At 40.8% G+C, this 15,882-nt stretch carries 16 protein-coding genes; 11 read left to right on the forward strand and 5 right to left on the reverse strand.

Annotated elements, in window-relative coordinates; translation table 11 throughout:
- Positions 1–29 precede the first annotated feature (29 nt).
- Entirely contained in the window at positions 30–500 is a 471-nt protein-coding gene (locus tag QSE00_RS04020) for an Lrp/AsnC ligand binding domain-containing protein (protein ID WP_286104939.1), read from the forward strand.
- Between the two features lie 46 nt (positions 501–546).
- Here QSE00_RS04020 and QSE00_RS04025 read toward each other — a convergent pair whose 3' ends face one another.
- The 3 genes from QSE00_RS04025 to QSE00_RS04035 all read right to left on the reverse strand — a co-directional run bounded on the left by QSE00_RS04025 (position 547) and on the right by QSE00_RS04035 (position 5,152).
- Complete coding sequence (locus tag QSE00_RS04025; RefSeq protein ID WP_110354558.1) at positions 547–1,242, reverse strand: zinc metallopeptidase; 696 nt, start codon at positions 1,240–1,242, stop codon at positions 547–549.
- 154 nt (positions 1,243–1,396) lie between these two features.
- Positions 1,397–1,651, reverse strand: coding sequence for a SemiSWEET family sugar transporter (locus QSE00_RS04030; RefSeq protein WP_286104940.1), 255 nt, complete (start codon positions 1,649–1,651; stop codon positions 1,397–1,399).
- Between the two features lie 90 nt (positions 1,652–1,741).
- Positions 1,742–5,152: a leucine--tRNA ligase gene (locus QSE00_RS04035; RefSeq protein WP_286104941.1), complete on the reverse strand. Its 3,411-nt coding sequence runs from the start codon at positions 5,150–5,152 to the stop codon at positions 1,742–1,744.
- Positions 5,153–5,364: 212 nt separating this feature from the next.
- On the opposite strand from QSE00_RS04035, the gene QSE00_RS04040 reads away from it, so the two are divergent.
- The 6 genes from QSE00_RS04040 (at position 5,365) to QSE00_RS04065 (ending at position 10,831) form a co-directional block, all read left to right on the forward strand.
- A complete protein-coding gene (locus tag QSE00_RS04040; protein WP_286104942.1) occupies positions 5,365–7,242 on the forward strand; it encodes a T9SS type B sorting domain-containing protein in 1,878 nt (625 codons plus the stop codon).
- Between the two features lie 135 nt (positions 7,243–7,377).
- Positions 7,378–8,256 carry a cell division protein FtsX gene (locus QSE00_RS04045; RefSeq protein WP_110354554.1) on the forward strand — a complete coding sequence of 293 codons (879 nt, stop codon included), beginning with the start codon at positions 7,378–7,380 and terminating at the stop codon, positions 8,254–8,256.
- A 9-nt stretch (positions 8,257–8,265) separates the two neighbouring features.
- Positions 8,266–8,532 (forward strand): DUF3098 domain-containing protein, encoded by a 267-nt coding sequence (locus QSE00_RS04050; protein ID WP_110354553.1) that lies wholly within the window; start codon positions 8,266–8,268, stop codon positions 8,530–8,532.
- 3 nt (positions 8,533–8,535) lie between these two features.
- Positions 8,536–9,321, forward strand: coding sequence for an undecaprenyl-diphosphate phosphatase (locus tag QSE00_RS04055; RefSeq protein WP_110354552.1), 786 nt, complete (start codon positions 8,536–8,538; stop codon positions 9,319–9,321).
- Positions 9,321–10,016: a tRNA pseudouridine(55) synthase TruB gene (truB, locus tag QSE00_RS04060; protein ID WP_110354551.1), complete on the forward strand. Its 696-nt coding sequence runs from the start codon at positions 9,321–9,323 to the stop codon at positions 10,014–10,016. The genes QSE00_RS04055 and truB overlap by 1 nt, the downstream gene beginning before the upstream one ends.
- 77 nt (positions 10,017–10,093) lie before the next feature.
- Complete coding sequence (locus tag QSE00_RS04065; RefSeq protein ID WP_286104943.1) at positions 10,094–10,831, forward strand: hypothetical protein; 738 nt, start codon at positions 10,094–10,096, stop codon at positions 10,829–10,831.
- Here QSE00_RS04065 and QSE00_RS04070 read toward each other — a convergent pair.
- Together QSE00_RS04070 and QSE00_RS04075 are read right to left on the reverse strand one after the other, a co-directional pair.
- Positions 10,808–11,431: a thioredoxin family protein gene (locus QSE00_RS04070; protein WP_110354799.1), complete on the reverse strand. Its 624-nt coding sequence runs from the start codon at positions 11,429–11,431 to the stop codon at positions 10,808–10,810. The two genes, QSE00_RS04065 and QSE00_RS04070, sit on opposite strands and share 24 nt — an antisense overlap.
- Before the next feature lie 119 nt (positions 11,432–11,550).
- Positions 11,551–12,486: a YitT family protein gene (locus tag QSE00_RS04075; RefSeq protein WP_110354549.1), complete on the reverse strand. Its 936-nt coding sequence runs from the start codon at positions 12,484–12,486 to the stop codon at positions 11,551–11,553.
- A 246-nt stretch (positions 12,487–12,732) separates the two neighbouring features.
- On the opposite strand from QSE00_RS04075, the gene QSE00_RS04080 reads away from it, so the two are divergent.
- The 4 genes from QSE00_RS04080 (at position 12,733) to arsM (ending at position 15,864) form a co-directional block, all read left to right on the forward strand.
- Positions 12,733–13,236 carry a rhodanese-like domain-containing protein gene (locus QSE00_RS04080; RefSeq protein WP_110354798.1) on the forward strand — a complete coding sequence of 168 codons (504 nt, stop codon included), beginning with the start codon at positions 12,733–12,735 and terminating at the stop codon, positions 13,234–13,236.
- 168 nt (positions 13,237–13,404) lie between these two features.
- Positions 13,405–14,016, forward strand: a complete 612-nt coding sequence (locus QSE00_RS04085; RefSeq protein ID WP_286104944.1) for a TIGR04282 family arsenosugar biosynthesis glycosyltransferase — start codon at positions 13,405–13,407, stop codon at positions 14,014–14,016.
- A gap of 6 nt (positions 14,017–14,022) precedes the next feature.
- Positions 14,023–14,838, forward strand: coding sequence for a purine-nucleoside phosphorylase (locus tag QSE00_RS04090; protein WP_286104945.1), 816 nt, complete (start codon positions 14,023–14,025; stop codon positions 14,836–14,838).
- A 60-nt stretch (positions 14,839–14,898) separates the two neighbouring features.
- The gene (gene arsM / locus QSE00_RS04095) at positions 14,899–15,864 is read left to right on the forward strand and encodes an arsenosugar biosynthesis arsenite methyltransferase ArsM (RefSeq protein WP_286104946.1); all 966 of its coding nucleotides are present in this window, start codon (positions 14,899–14,901) and stop codon (positions 15,862–15,864) included.
- The last annotated feature ends 18 nt before the right edge of the window (positions 15,865–15,882 follow it).

The following is a 15,882-nucleotide window of genomic DNA, read 5'->3' on the forward strand; positions in this document are numbered from 1 at the left end:
ATCTTTATATTGAATTTGAAGTATAGACCATGAAATCCAATAACGAAAACATAAAAATTGATGGTATCGACAAAAAGATACTTAGATTTTTAATGGCCGATGCCAGAAAACCAGTTCTGGAAATTGCCAGAAAAATTGGAATTTCAGGTGCCGCCATTCATCAGAGGTTACGAAAATTGGAAGCTTCAGGCCTTATAGCAGGCTCTAAATTTATTATTAACCCCAAAGTTTTGGGATACACCACCATGGCCTATATTGGTATTTATTTGGACAAGGCCATGAGCAATCCATTGGCCGTAAAGGAACTTGAAAAAATCCCCGAGGTTTTGGAATGCCATTATACTACCGGAAACTGGTCCATTCTAATAAAGGTACTATGTAGGGACAACGAACATCTTATGCATGTACTCAATAGGGATATACAACAGATTGAAGGGGTTTCCAGAACAGAGACCTTCATTTCTTTGGACCAACAAATAGACCGACAAATAACGATATAAAAAAAGGACATCAAAAGATGCCCTTTTTATTGATTTATCACAAGTCCTAGTCCCTACTTCCCAGAACCTGCATGGCCCAATACACCAAAGTGGCCAAAGATCCTATAGCTGCAACCAAGTAGGTCCTGGCAGCCCATTTTAAGGCATCCTCAGATCCTTTGTATTCCTCCTGGGTTACCATATTCTTGTTCTTTAACCAAGCAAGGGCGCGATTACTGGCATCGTATTCAACAGGTAAGGTAATAAAGCTGAACAAGGTTGCGAGTCCCATCATTATTAGACCTGCCACGGCTACCCAATATCCAAGGCCAACTCCCGCTGCAGCTCCCAACATAATTCCACCAAAAACCACCCACATGGACATTCCCGAGGTAACACTTACCACCGGTACCAATTTGGATCGCAGGGTCAACCATTCATACGCCGTAGCATGTTGAACCGCATGTCCACATTCGTGGGCCGCAACCGCTGCTGCCGAAGCGTTTCTTTGGCTATAGACCCCTTCACTTAAATTCACCGTTTTGTTTACCGGATTGTAATGGTCTGTTAACATTCCCGGGGTAGAAATTACCTTCACATCGGTTATTCCATGGTCCGCCAACATTTTTTCCGCAATCTCGGCACCGCTCATACCATTGCGCAGATGCACTTTGGAATAGAACTTAAATTTACTTTTTAGCTTATTACTAACCAACCAACTTACCAGAGCTATGGCTCCCAGTAATATATAATACATCATCATAACAATTCTCTTTTAAATTAATCCAATATACTAAAGTTTTTATTTCTTAATATACAGTAATCCATTCTTTTCTAAATAATCAAAAACCCGGCCAAATTACACACACCTTAACAGGACAGCATAAAGGCATATTTATCTGACAATTTGTCCCTACCTACTTATATTTCAACTTAAGGACTATCATAATAAATAGTAACACCGCGGTAATGAAATTGGCCAAGATCATGGGCACACTTTCATGGTAAATACCATATATCAACCAAAGGACCACCCCAAGGAACATAGCCAAGTACATGGTAAGTGAAATATCTTTGGTAGATTTATTGGCCCAGGTCTTTTGTACCTGTGGTACAATGGAATAGGTAGTAAGCACGGCCGCTACCAAACCCATGATTTCGATGTTTTCCATTCCGCTAGATACAATTTTATGGACAGCCCCACATAGTGAAATTAAGTCCAAAATATTCCCAAAACAAACTTAACCTTTGGAACAATCCACTTATCCCACTATATTGACAATTTTACCCGGTACCACGATCACCTTTTTAGGGGTACGGCCCTGTAGTTGTTCCTGGGTCTTATCGTGGGCCATAACTGCTGCCTCTATATCCTCTTTGGAGAGATCTGCAGGCAACTCCAATTTAAAGCGCATTTTCCCATTAAACGAAATAGGGTATTCCTTACTGCTTTCCACCAAATACTTCCCTTCAAATTTAGGAAAGGGTGCAGTGGCAATAGAGGTAGTGTATCCCAATTTACTCCAAAGCTCTTCCGCTATATGGGGCGCATAGGGAGAAACCAAAATGGCCAATGGTTCCAATATCTCCCTACTATTGCATTTTTGGGCAGACAATTCGTTCACGGCGATCATAAAGGTAGAAACAGAGGTGTTAAAAGAAAAATGCTCTATGTCCTCTTCCACCTTCTTGATGGTCTTGTGCAACGTCTTTAAATTATCTGCGGTAGGTTGGGCATCGGTAACTAAAAAAGCCCCGTCACTTCCCCCGTGGAACAAACGCCACATTTTCTTAAGAAAACTGTGAACCCCGGTAATACCTGCGGTATTCCAAGGCTTGGATTGCTCCAAAGGGCCTAGGAACATCTCGTACAGACGCAGGGAATCCGCCCCGTACTCCTGGCAGATGCTATCCGGACTCACCACATTGTATTTGGATTTGGACATTTTTTCTACCTCCCGACCTACAATGTACTTCCCGTCCTCTAGAACAAATTTCGCATCTTCATACTCTGGCCTCCATTTTTTAAATGCTTCAATATCCAGTTCATCTGATGCATTTAAAAGAGAAACATCTGCATGTATTAAGGCTATATCAGAACTCCTAAATCTTCCATTATGAAAAGAATCTGGTATATAATCACCTAAAACATCAATTACAAGATTATTATCTAAACTGTACTCTTCAGAATTTAACCATTTGTAATATTTTTTAGAAACTATCAGTGTAACTTGATCATTATTCTCACTCTTAGAATCCCATTCCTCAGAATCTCCAGTATACCAATTCAAGACATATCTATATACAAAAGCACTCGTACCCGTAATCATCCCCTGATTGATCAGTTTTTTGGCAAATTCCGGCTTTGGCACTATCCCCTTATCAAACAAAAACTTTTGCCAAAATCGGCTGTACAGCAAATGTCCCGTGGCATGCTCGCTTCCTCCTATATATAAATCCACATCCTGCCAGTAATTAATGGCTTCTTGCGAAAAGACTTCCTCCTTATTATTCGGATCCATATATCGGTTAAAATAATACGAGCTTCCCGCCCAACCCGGCATGGTATTCAGCTCCAATGGGAATACGGTTTTATGATCTATTAGTTCATTGCCAACAACTGCCGACTTCTTTATGTCCCAGGCCCAAACCGTAGCATTCCCCAAAGGCGGTTCACCGGTTTCAGTTGGCAGGTATTTTTCAACTTCGGGCAACACTATAGGTAAATGTTCGGCACCGATCATTTGGGGCATCCCGTCCACATAATATACCGGAAAGGGCTCTCCCCAATAGCGTTGCCGACTAAACACGGCATCGCGCAACCTATAGTTGATCTTTCCTTTCCCCTGTTCCAATTTCTCCAATTCAAAAATAACGCGTTTAACGGCCTTTTTATAGGAGAGTCCATTTAAAAAATCGGAATTGGCAATAACCGTCTTTTCCTTATCGGCAAAGGCCTCTTCGGAAATATCCACACCCTCAAAAATATTTGGAATGGGAATCTTGAAATGCTTTGCAAAATCGTAATCGCGCTGATCTCCACAGGGAACGGACATTACCGCCCCGGTACCGTAGCCTGCCAAAACATAGTCGCCTATCCAAATAGGAATAGGCTCTTTGCTAAATGGGTGTTCTGCATAAGCTCCTGTAAAAGCTCCCGTAATAGTCTTTACATCGGCCATACGATCGCGCTCACTGCGTTTGGCCGTAGCCGCTATATAGGCCTCTACTTCCTCCTTTTGCTCAGAGGTGGTTATTTTGGCAACCAATTCGTGCTCTGGAGCCAGGGTCATAAAACTCACCCCAAAAATGGTATCTGGTCTGGTGGTGAAAACCGAAATTTCCATATCTTTCGTATTGACCTCCCCCCTGCCCCCTCCCAAGGAGGGGGAGCTAAGTGACTTCTCGATTTTTAAAATTACTTCATCAATATTATTGAGGACTTCATAATTAGTAAATCTTATTACGGTGTAGCCTTTTTTCTGCTCCAACAACAATTGCCTTTCGGCATCCTTGTTCAACTGATATTGGTGAATTTCTCCATCAACCTCCACGATCAATTCCTTTTCAAGGCAAACGAAATCAACTATATATCTAGAAATTGGATGCTGCCTCCTAAATTTCGAATTCAAATTTCTATTTCTTAGAGCTTCCCATAGTAAAGCTTCAGCCTTTGTGGGATTCTTACGCATTTCTTGAGCCCTTTCCAATAAAACTCCGTAAATGTCAGAATCGGCCGTATGAAATTTTGGTGAAGACGTATCCGCCCCCCCTCCTTGGGAGGGGGCAGGGGGGAGGACCCTAAACGTAACTTCCGCTCCCTCGGACCTACCGATCCAATTGGTTTGTGAGTCCTTTAGGGGTTGGGGCCAATCTACCATAGCCAAATCGTCCAACAACCGCTGGGCATAGGCAGAAATGCGCATGCTCCACTGCGTCATTTTTTTGCGGACAACCGGATGTCCGCCACGTTCCGAAACCCCGTTGACCATCTCGTCATTTGCCAAAACCGTTCCCAAGGCCGGACACCAATTAACCTCGGTCTCCGCCAAATATGTCAACCTATATTGCAATAAAACTTCCTGTTGTTCCTTTGCCGTAAAGGCCTTCCAATCGGCTGCTGAAAATACTGCAACATCGTCATCACAAACAGCATTTACACTTTGGTTTCCCTCTTTTTCAAAAATAGCGATGAGACTGGAAATATCTTCCGCCCTATCGGCATCCTTGTTGTACCAGGAATTAAAAAGTTGGATAAAGATCCACTGTGTCCATTTGTAATAATTGGGATCGGAGGTACGAACTTCCCGGCTCCAATCGAAAGAAAAACCAATTTTATCCAACTGCTCCCTATATCTGTTGATATTGGTCTCCGTTGTTATGGCAGGATGCTGCCCTGTCTGAATGGCATATTGCTCCGCAGGCAAGCCAAAGGAATCATACCCCATAGGATGCAATACATTAAAACCTTTGTGCCTTTTGTAGCGCGCATAAATATCGCTGGCGATATAGCCCAAAGGATGTCCTACATGTAAACCGGCACCGGAAGGATAGGGAAACATATCCAGCACATAAAACTTTTCCTTTTGGGAATCGTTTTCTGCTTTAAAGGTTTGGTTTTCCGCCCAAAATTTTTGCCACTTTTCTTCAATTTTCCTGAAATCGTAAGTCATTCTATCTTGTTTGTCTTAATATCCAGCGCACCAAGGGTACACGCTCCATTAATTTTATGCTCGGCAAAAATAAGTTTAATCTATGAAAGCAAAAAGATATTATCTACTTACCTACTATGGCAACTAACCACAACACTGTATTCCCCTTTGCCATTATTTACAAATACACCTACCATCGCAAAAGGTTACTTCAAAATATATATCTTTAAAACGTGATTAAAATATTATGGCGCCTTGGTTCGCGCATTCTTCTATTATACCTCCTTTGTTCCACTACCGCAAAGGCCCAATTTGGATTTTGTACCGGAAACACCGGTGACCCTATCTTTACGGAAACTTTTGGTGAAGGGCTTTTTTACGGACCACCTTTGGCAAACGGAAGTACTTCCTACCAATATGTTGGCGGTTCCCCAATAGACGGTAGTTATACGATCTCCAATGCCACCCCTTTTTACAATTGGCACAATATTAGTGACCACACCCCGAACGATACCAATGGAAAGTCTTTTGTGGTTAATGCCGATTACACCCCAGGGGAATTCTTTAAACGAAAGGTAGCAGGACTCTGTGAAAACACCTCCTACGAATTCTCCTCATGGCTTATTAATTTATTACCTGCCTCCGGATGCAACGGGAACGGAATCCCAATAAATGTGAAATTTCAAATTTGGGATGACACGGAAACCAACTTGTTGGCCTCGGGAGACACTGGAAACATACATGGAACAGAGACCCCCATATGGCGCCAATACGGTCTGGTATTTCAAACTTTGCCCTCACAGACATCGGTAGTACTAAAAATGCTGAACAACGGCGTTGGCGGTTGTGGAAACGATCTTGCCATAGACGACATTGTTTTTAAATCTTGTGGCGATTATATTGAGCTTACGGATGCCCAGAACAAGGGCTATCTTACACAATGTGAAACAGCGCCTGCCACTAACATACAACTTACCGCCACCCCTGACTTTTCCATTTACAACACTCATGCCTACCAATGGCAACAGAGCTCGGACAGGGTTAATTGGACGGACCTTTCAGGGGAAAACAGTGCCACCTACACCTCGGCACTTCTGACCAGCTCCACCTATTTTAGAGTTAAAATGGCCGAAGATGCCATTAACTTGGCCAATTCCCTATGCAGTACCATTTCGGATGTTTACGAGGTTCTAATAGTTCCCCAACCCGATCCCCCACAAAGTGATGGCGACATTCTAAGCTGTGTGGACCAGAACAGGGCATTATCGGTCTCCGTCCCGGAATATATTCAAGTAGACTGGTACGACGCTCCCATTGGAGGTAATCTTTTGCTATCCAATAGCAACACCTACACCCCCCAAGTGTCCGGCACCTATTATGCCGAGGCTGTATCTACCTTGGCAAATTGTTATGCAGACCAGAGAACAGCTATCAGCATGACTTTATTCGACTTGCCAGAAGTAAGCGATGAGACCCTTAGTTTCTGTGAAAATACCACCACCACCCTTTCTGCCAAAATCAGCAATATGGCCTATGAATGGAATACAGGTGAAACAACCGAAAGTATCAATGTAACCGCTCCCGGAATTTATACTGTCAAAGTAACCAATGCCAACGGATGCTCCAGTATAAAAACAATTAGCCTGCAACAGATTGATGCCCCAAAAATCCAAACCGCTGTTTCCGAGGAGTACACCATCTCCATATTGACCGAAAACAGTGGGGAATTTGAATTTTCGTTGGATGGTTTTAACTACCAAAACGCAAACGTATTTAATAATACGGAAGGGGGATTGTATACGCTATATGTACGGGAACGGAACAATTGTGGCATTGCCACCTTGGCCTATATACACCTGGTGATACCCAAATTCTTTACGCCCAATGGGGATGGCATCAATGACCTTTTTAAAATTAACGGCCTGGAAAAATTTAATTTTTCAAAAATGAGCTTGTTCGATCGCTATGGCAACCTCATAAAAACCTCTCTAAACAGTCCGTTTGAATGGGACGGAACCTTTAATGGAAAATCCTTGCCGGCATCCGACTATTGGTTCCAAATTACAATAAACGACACCATTAAAAAAGGGCATTTTACATTAAAAAGATAATCCATTATGCAAAATGAAGACCTTGGTGGCCAAAGCATCACTTAACTTTCAACTGTACCTAAATAAAGGAGGAAAGAGGGCTCTTTTATTTCTAATTCAATTTACTTTCCTATTTTTACATATTGATTTTCAACTATGAGTACATCTTTTGAACGTTTTCAAAAAAGAAAGCTTATTTCCTCTTATTTCTCAGTAGTCCTAAGTATTGGCCTAGTCCTTTTTTTATTGGGCATATTGGGGCTTTTGGTTTTGAACACCAAAAAACTGGCCGATCATTTTAAGGAGCAGATCACCATATCGGTCTTTCTTAAGGACAATGCCAAAGAAGTGGAGGTTGACCAATTGCAAAAAAGTTTGGCCATGGCCGAATATACCAAAAGGGCCACCTATGTTTCCAAAGAAGAGGCGGCAGAACAACACAGTCAGGAAATTGGAGAGAATTTTTTGGATTTCCTGGGGTATAACCCCCTTAAAAATTCCATTGACGTGCAACTTAAGGCCGATTATGTGTCTACGGAAAAGATTGCCGAAATAGCAGAGGAAATTTCAAGCAGGGACTATATTGAAGAAGTAAGCTACGACAAACCTTTGATTTCCCTTTTAAACGATAATGTAAAAAAAATAAGCTTCTGGATATTGGTCGCCAGTGGTGTTTTTACCTTTATCGCCGTGTTATTGATAAACAGTTCCATTAGACTTTCCATTTACTCCAAGCGATTTATCATAAAGACCATGCAGATGGTTGGGGCCACTAAAACGTTTATCCGTAAACCTTTTATTTGGACCAACATAAAATTGGGGGTCCTTGGAGCTGTGCTGGCATTAATTGCTTTGGGCTTTGTCATCTACTATGTAAATATCAATTTCCCGGAACTCAACCTTTTTCAAGACCCGACAATTCTCATATTCCTTTTTGCAAGTGTCTTTCTTTTAGGAGTTTTGATTTCTTATATAAGTACATTTTTTGCAACACAACGTTTCTTAAATCTTAGAACAGACGATTTATATTATTAACTTTGCGGCATGAGTAAAAAACAAAACAATAATCAAGCACAAAAGCCTAGACAGGAATTTATTTTCCAGAAAAAAAATTACCTATTTATGTTTGTTGGTTTGGCCTTTATTAGCCTAGGATTTATCCTCATGAGCGGTGGAGGAAGTGACGATCCCAATGTGTTTAATCCTGAAATTTATAATTTCAGAAGAATACGCTTGGCCCCAACATTGGTATTGATCGGGCTAGGGATAGAAGTTTACGCCATTCTGTTGAATCCGCATAAGAAAAGATAAATTTTGGACATATTTGAGGCTATTATTCTTGCCATTATTGAAGGTATAACCGAGTATTTACCGGTTTCCTCAACTGGACACATGATCATTACATCTTCCTTTTTTGGTATTGCCCAGGAAGATTTCACCAAATTGTTTACTATCGTTATTCAATTGGGCACTATACTTTCTGTAGTGGTTCTATACTTTAAAAGATTCTTTCAAAGCATTGATTTTTATTATAAACTTTTAGTCGCCTTTATTCCAGCAGTGGTATTAGGTTTACTTTTAAGTGATGTCATAGACGCCTTACTGGAAAGTCCCATTGTAGTAGCCGTTTCCTTGGTTATAGGAGGGTTCATCCTGTTAAAGGTGGATGACTGGTTCGGAAATTCGGAGAACACCGACATTTCATATGCCACGGCCTTTAAGATTGGACTCTTTCAGTGTTTGGCAATGATTCCAGGAGTCTCTAGAAGTGGCGCCAGCATTGTTGGGGGTATGACCCAAAAATTATCCAGGACAGCGGCAGCAGAATTCTCTTTCTTTCTGGCCTTGCCTACCATGCTTGGTGCTACCCTTAAAAAGAGTTATGACTATTACCAGGCAGGCTTTACCCTAACGTCCGAACAAATAAATTTATTGATTATAGGCAATGTAGTAGGGTTTGTTGTGGCACTTTTCGCCATTAAGACCTTTATTGGGTATTTGAGCAAACATGGCTTTAAGGTTTTTGGCTACTACAGAATAGTAGTGGGTATCGCCATTATTATCATACATTATTTTATTAGTCCGCTAACGGTAATGTAATGACTAAGGAAGACTTTTTAGAGGGGCAGGTATTGCTGATAGACAAACCGCTTGGTTGGTCATCCTTTCAAGCAGTTAATTCCTTAAAATGGAAAATAAGAAAGAAATTTCAGCTAAAAAAAATTAAGATAGGCCACGCTGGCACCCTAGACCCGTTGGCGACAGGATTATTACTTGTCTGTACGGGAAAATCCACTAAAACCATTAACGAACTTCAGGGCCAGGAAAAAGAGTATACCGGTACTATAACCTTGGGTGGAACAACCCCATCCTATGATTTGGAAACGGAGATAGACGAACACTTCCCCATAGATCATATTACCAAGGAATTGATCCACAGTACCACTGCCCAATTTATTGGGGATATAGAACAAATTCCGCCCGTTTTCTCTGCACTAAAAAAAGACGGGAAAAGACTATATGAATACGCAAGGGAAGGGAAGGAAGTAGAGATTAAAAAAAGAGGGGTCACAATTACCGAATTTGAAATTACCTCTATTGAGCTACCAACGGTACACTTCAGAGTGGTCTGCAGTAAAGGGACATATATTAGGTCTTTGGCACATGATTTTGGAAAAGCCTTGCAATCCGGAGCACATTTATCCTCCTTGAAAAGAACCAAAATAGGGGATTACAACGTAAATAAAGCCATAACCCCCGAGGAATTTGGTAACTTACTGCAAATCGACCGTTAAACTTCGATATTAAAAGTGGTAACCCAACCGTTCGTCGATAATTTGAAATATTTTTGATAAAACGTGGTTATATCACTATGCATCTGAACCGAAAGCAACTTTCTTTTTTAATAACATTCTTTTCCATGGCCTTGGTGGTACTAGGTTTGTACAACATCCACCTGGGGCAGGAAGAAAAGGAAGAATATGTTATTGAATTAAGTTTGTTGGAAGAGGAAGATCTGGAAAAGCAAATTGAGGAAGATTTAAAAGAAATGGAGGAAATGGCCAAGGCCGATCCCGTTAAAAGTCATATGGCCTATAACGAAGCCAATAAACCAAGTTTTGGAAATCCTGAGCCTCTAAAAACATTGGAGGAAATAATGGAAGAACAGGAGTTATCCTCTGATAGTGACGATCCTACGGACTATCTAAGTTCCAACTCCGAATACGCCGCAAGGGTAAAAGAATTGGCCAAGAGAAGAAGGGAAAAACAAGAATTATTGGGAGAAAAGGAAGCTAGTAAGGAAGTAATGACCAACAATTTGGCAAAGAGAAAGACTTCCATATCCTACTCCTTGGTAGACAGAAGACATTCCAGCCTTCCCATACCTATTTACACCTGTATAGAAGGAGGTAAGGTAGTCATTAATATTAAGGTAGACCCATTGGGAAAAGTGATAGAGGCCGACGTAAACAAAAAAAGTTCCAGTACCCTCAATGGTTGTCTAGTGGAAAATGCCATTGAATATGCCTTAAAGTCCAAATTTAATACCGGAGTAAAAGCAGAACAAATGGGCACCATTACCTATCTATTCCAAGGAAAGCAACGATAATAGGTCGCTCACCGTATTTTGCCCTTTATCCTTATTATACCAAAGTTGTAGATCCTGTTTAAATTCTGCCGTCAACTTCCCATGGGTATGTTTGTAATCCTGCACCATTCCTTTGGCAATGGAGGGTCGGGAACCCCATTCCCCAATAACCTTTCCCGTAGTGTCCGCAATGGAAATCAATTTAGGAATGGCCATGGCCCCATTGGTCAAAAACTGCTCCATTAGTGCCGGATTTTCATCACGTAATAGTAGCCTTAAAGATATATTCCTATTTAAAACCGCCATCTTATTCATTACAGGGAGTGTTTGGGCGGCATCGCCACACCAACTTTCAGTAAGCACCAACCAGGTAATTTTTTTATCAATCGCTTTAATTTTGGCTTCGGAAACAGCATCGATCTTAATAGTCTTGTCCAAACGTTTCATCCTTTGATCGTTAAGACGTGTATAGTTAACAAGTTCTTCACTTTGTACGGGTCCCGTAGATTTTCCTTCTAGGGCTAATTTGGCAACCATTTGTCTGTAATCCCCATAACCCATAGCAGTCTTTAAACCACCCTGAACCAATTCCTCTTTCGTTTTCCGTATTGTTTGTTCCATAAACATTTACACTATTTATCCCCAAAATTAGCCCTTCTTAGGGCAGCAATCGGTAACAATAGTTACATTGGTAGTATTACTTTCGCAATACTTACAAATCTGTTGTACAATGAAAGATTTTAGTGGTTCAAAGCCCGTTTTTTGATCATCCCCCCTTTGGTATCATTTATACTATTCATAACAACAAAGGCATTAGGGTCTATCTTTTCCAGTTCCGTATTCAATTTACTAATCTCCAATCTGGTAATTACCGCATAAATAATGTCGTACTCATTGTGTGCGCCACTTTTACCATATCCGCCATGACCTTTGTATATGGTAAGCCCCCTACCCAATTTTTCAGTAATCATAAGTCTAATCTCCTCACTACGGGCAGAAATAATGGTAACCCCCGTATATTCCTCGATCCCATCCACCACAAAATCCAAAGTTTTAGAGGCCGATAAATAGGTCAACATAGAATAAAGAGCAGTCTCCAAGGAGAGGAAATAAGCAGCTGCCAAGAATATTATTATATTTATTACAATGATATTATCCCCAATTTTGGTTCTCAATTTCCTACTCAGGTAAATAGCGAGTACCTCGGTGCCATCCAAAACACCGCCTCCCCTAATGGAAAGACCTATTCCGGCCCCCAGGAAGAATCCGCCAAAAACTGCTACCAAGAGTTTGTCCTCGGTGACTTCTGGGAAGTGTACCGTGGCCAAAACTATGGCCAAGCCAATAATCGCAAATGAGGCTTTCATGGCAAATTGTTTGCCTATTACCTTAAAACCAAGAAATATAAATGGAATATTTACAAGAATAATCAATATATATAAGGGCATAGACGAGATTTCCGAGATCAAAAGTGAAATTCCCGTCGCCCCACCATCAATAAAGCTATTGGGCAACAAAAAACTCTCCAAGCCAAAAGCTGCAGAAAATATCCCGGCTATTATAAACAGGGCATCACGTATATCTGCAAAAATCCCAACCCTAAACCTTCTGGATTTTTTCCAATAAAAATACATATTGGATCTAAAATCATGACTCTTTTTCTTTTTATCGGGCATATTTTAATATTAAAATAAGATTTACTAATTGCATAGACAGCCTATAAAAGCGGCTGCCAAAAAATATTTTCCAAGTATAATAGAGAACAACTTGCACAATTAAGGAACCGTGAAATTAAATAATCAAATTTTAATAATGGAGATCCCTTCGGTCATAAATGAAACAAAATTTGTTGTCCATTGGCTATGGTGGCTAAAGGTTATGACACCAATACACTATCTTTACCCTGTTATTTATGTCTGCCAATGAAATATCCAATCCATATTATCATAAGCCTTTTTTGCCTTTACGGACTGAGGGGGCAAAGTGACATAGACCTGACATTGAAGAGGTTGAATAATAATAGTGTGCCCTATATTGGGGCAGAAAGATTACTGGGGAACAAGGAGTTTCTCCTTTTGGACGCTAGGGAAAAAGTGGAATTTGAGATAAGCCATATAGCAAATGCAATCTGGGTAGGCGATAAGATTTTTGATGGGGACAAAATTTCTGCCATCATTCCCAACAAGAATAGACCCATCGTAGTTTATTGCTCCATAGGAATTCGCTCTGAAGTTTTTGGGGAAAAGCTTTTAAAAAAAGGCTATACAGAAGTCTACAACCTTTATGGCGGTATTTTCCAATGGAAAAACATGGGCTTTCCTGTTTATGATACCATTGGTCAAGAAACGGATAGAGTACATGCATATAACAAGCAATGGGGCAGGATGTTGAACAATGCCACCAAAGTATACAAACAAAAAAAATGAAAGCTAAAGGCTGATATTGCCAATAAACCAATCTGTTTTAATGGGTTGGTTAAGGACATGGAGTTCCACCCATTTATCAATTTCTTACCTACAATTACGTAATGAATACAAAGCTATAACGACCATAAGACCAAGTCCATCAAATTAGAAAGATATTTAAAAGCCAAAATGAACCACCCCAAACCCTTACTTATCATATTTACACGTAATCCTGAACTTGGCCGGTGCAAAACCAGATTGGCGGCAACGGTGGGCGACGAAACTGCCCTTAACATTTATAAATTTTTACTTGACCATACCAAGAATATGACCAAGGGCTTAAATATGGCCAAGTGGGTGTACTATTCCGATAACATTTGGGAAAATGATATTTGGGATACCTCCATTTATGAAAAAAAAGTACAATCCGGTAAGGACTTGGGCGAGCGTATGTCCAATGCCTTTAAAGATGGATTTAATGCAGGCCATGAAAAAATTGTTATTATCGGCAGTGATATGTACGATCTAAGCGAAAACGATTTGTTGGAAGCTTTTCAAATCTTGGACCATCATGGGTACGTAATAGGTCCGGCCATTGATGGCGGCTATTACCTGTTGGGGATGAAAGTCTTGAACCCCTCACTATTTAAAGATAAAACATGGGGCACCGACACAGTATTGAAGGCCACCTTGCAGGATTTGCACAATGAAAACTACAGCCTTTTGGGGCCTAAAAATGATATAGACTATTTTGAGGATATCAAGGACATTGAAATCTTCCAAACCTTTTTAAAAAATTGAAATTATATGACGGGTAAACTACTTAAGGAATCTACTGATTATCTATTTGGCAAAGGATTTGAAGCCCCTGAAATTGGCATTGTACTCGGTACAGGTTTGGGCAAACTGGCAGATGAAATTGAAAATCCCATAGAAGCGCATTACAACCATATACCCTATTTTCCTCTGGCTACCGTAGAATTCCATTCCGGCAAATTGATCTATGGAACCTTGGAAGGCAAAAAAGTTGTAGTGATGCAGGGAAGGTTTCACTTTTACGAAGGATACGATCTTTTGGACGTTACCTACCCTATTCGCGTAATGCATATGTTAGGGATAAAAAACTTATTTATATCCAATGCTGCAGGAGCCATAAATCCCGATTTTAAAAAAGGGGACCTCATGCTAATCGAGGACCATATTAACCTTCAAGGAGGGTCTCCCCTAGCATTTAAAAATGTAAGCCAATTTGGGGATCGTTTTACGGATATGAGCGAACCATACGACATTCCAATGCGCCAAAGTTTGGAAAAAATAGCCGAAAAGGAAAATATAAACCTACAGAAGGGAGTTTACGCCTCCGTTGTAGGACCTCAACTGGAAACGAAGGCGGAATACCGAATGCTGAAAATTATCGGTGCCGATGCCGTAGGAATGAGCACTGTGCCAGAGGTAATCGTTGCCAACCACCTGAAATTACCTGTAGTGGCAGTATCGGTGCTAACGGACGAGTGCGACCCGGACAATCTTAAACCTGTCAACATTTCCGAAATAATTGCTATTGCAGGGAAAACAGAACCAAAAATGATAAAATTATTTAGGGAATTAATCAAAGCAATATAATTTTTGAAGTAGTGGGTAGTGAAATTACAAACCCGAAGACCAACTATTAAGCATATACACATGAGTTATTTAGAAGCAACCAATGAATTATATAAGAATGCCGCATTGACCCCCGATGTTGGATTGTGCTGCACCACTAATCCTATTTGGCAATTCCCTGGCTTGTCCGTCCCAATAATTATGCAAGAGATGAATTACGGGTGTGGAAGTACGGTTTCTGCCCAGGATTTGGTAAACAATCCAAAGGTACTATATGTGGGTGTTGGAGGCGGAATGGAGCTGTTGCAGTTTTCATATTTCTCCAGACAAACGGGCGGCGTAACCGGAGTAGATGTTGTAGATGAAATGTTGGAAGCCTCAAAAGAAAATTTCAAAATTGCCGAACGGGAGAACCCATGGTTTAAGAGCGAGTTTGTAAACCTTGTGAAAGGGGATGCCCTCCACCTACCCATTGAGGACAAAAGTATAGATGTTGCGGCACAGAACTGCCTATTTAACATCTTTAAGACAGAAGACCTGAAGAAGGCTGTTTCTGAGATGTATCGCGTTTTAAAACCACATGGCAGATTGGTTATGAGCGATCCCATATGTGAACAGCCTATGAACGAAACCCTTCGCAACGATGACCGATTAAGGGCCCTGTGCTTAAGTGGAAGTATCCCGTTGAAAGAGTATATAAAGGTATTAACGGATGCCGGTTTCGGAACCATTGAAATAAGGGCGCGAAAATCATACCGCGTTCTCTCTCCCAATCACTATCCTACGGATGAGTTGATCTTTATTGAATCTATTGAAATAGCTGCGATAAAAGATCCCATGCCCCAAGATGGCCCCTGTGTTTTTACAGGAAAAACAGCCATTTATTACGGGAATGAAGAATATTTTGATGATAAAAACGGCCATGTGCTAATGCAAAACCAACCCTTGGCGGTATGTGACAAAACCGCAGCCGCACTCAAAAAAAGCAACACCGAAATCCATATAAGCAACAGTACTTGGCATTATAATGGCGGTGGTTGCTGCTAATTATACCCATCTTGTAAG

The sequence above is a fragment of the Arenibacter flavimaris genome (assembly GCF_030291335.1).
In the GTDB taxonomy this organism is placed as follows: Bacteria; Bacteroidota; Bacteroidia; order Flavobacteriales; family Flavobacteriaceae; genus Arenibacter.

Excerpts from the sequence above, each read along its gene's own strand:
- QSE00_RS04075 (WP_110354549.1), bottom strand. The coding sequence starts at position 12,486 with ATGCCCGATAAAAAGAAAAAGAGTCATGATTTTAGATCCAATATGTAT.
- QSE00_RS04090 (WP_286104945.1), top strand. The coding sequence starts at position 14,023 with ATGACGGGTAAACTACTTAAGGAATCTACTGATTATCTATTTGGCAAA.
- QSE00_RS04045 (WP_110354554.1), top strand. The coding sequence starts at position 7,378 with ATGAGTACATCTTTTGAACGTTTTCAAAAAAGAAAGCTTATTTCCTCT.
- QSE00_RS04050 (WP_110354553.1), top strand. The coding sequence starts at position 8,266 with ATGAGTAAAAAACAAAACAATAATCAAGCACAAAAGCCTAGACAGGAA.
- QSE00_RS04065 (WP_286104943.1), top strand. The coding sequence starts at position 10,094 with ATGCATCTGAACCGAAAGCAACTTTCTTTTTTAATAACATTCTTTTCC.
- QSE00_RS04030 (WP_286104940.1), bottom strand. The coding sequence starts at position 1,651 with ATGGAAAACATCGAAATCATGGGTTTGGTAGCGGCCGTGCTTACTACC.
- arsM (WP_286104946.1), top strand. The coding sequence starts at position 14,899 with ATGAGTTATTTAGAAGCAACCAATGAATTATATAAGAATGCCGCATTG.
- QSE00_RS04085 (WP_286104944.1), top strand. The coding sequence starts at position 13,405 with ATGAACCACCCCAAACCCTTACTTATCATATTTACACGTAATCCTGAA.
- QSE00_RS04070 (WP_110354799.1), bottom strand. The coding sequence starts at position 11,431 with ATGGAACAAACAATACGGAAAACGAAAGAGGAATTGGTTCAGGGTGGT.
- QSE00_RS04035 (WP_286104941.1), bottom strand. The coding sequence starts at position 5,152 with ATGACTTACGATTTCAGGAAAATTGAAGAAAAGTGGCAAAAATTTTGG.
- QSE00_RS04020 (WP_286104939.1), top strand. The coding sequence starts at position 30 with ATGAAATCCAATAACGAAAACATAAAAATTGATGGTATCGACAAAAAG.
- truB (WP_110354551.1), top strand. The coding sequence starts at position 9,321 with ATGACTAAGGAAGACTTTTTAGAGGGGCAGGTATTGCTGATAGACAAA.
- QSE00_RS04080 (WP_110354798.1), top strand. The coding sequence starts at position 12,733 with ATGAAATATCCAATCCATATTATCATAAGCCTTTTTTGCCTTTACGGA.
- QSE00_RS04025 (WP_110354558.1), bottom strand. The coding sequence starts at position 1,242 with ATGATGATGTATTATATATTACTGGGAGCCATAGCTCTGGTAAGTTGG.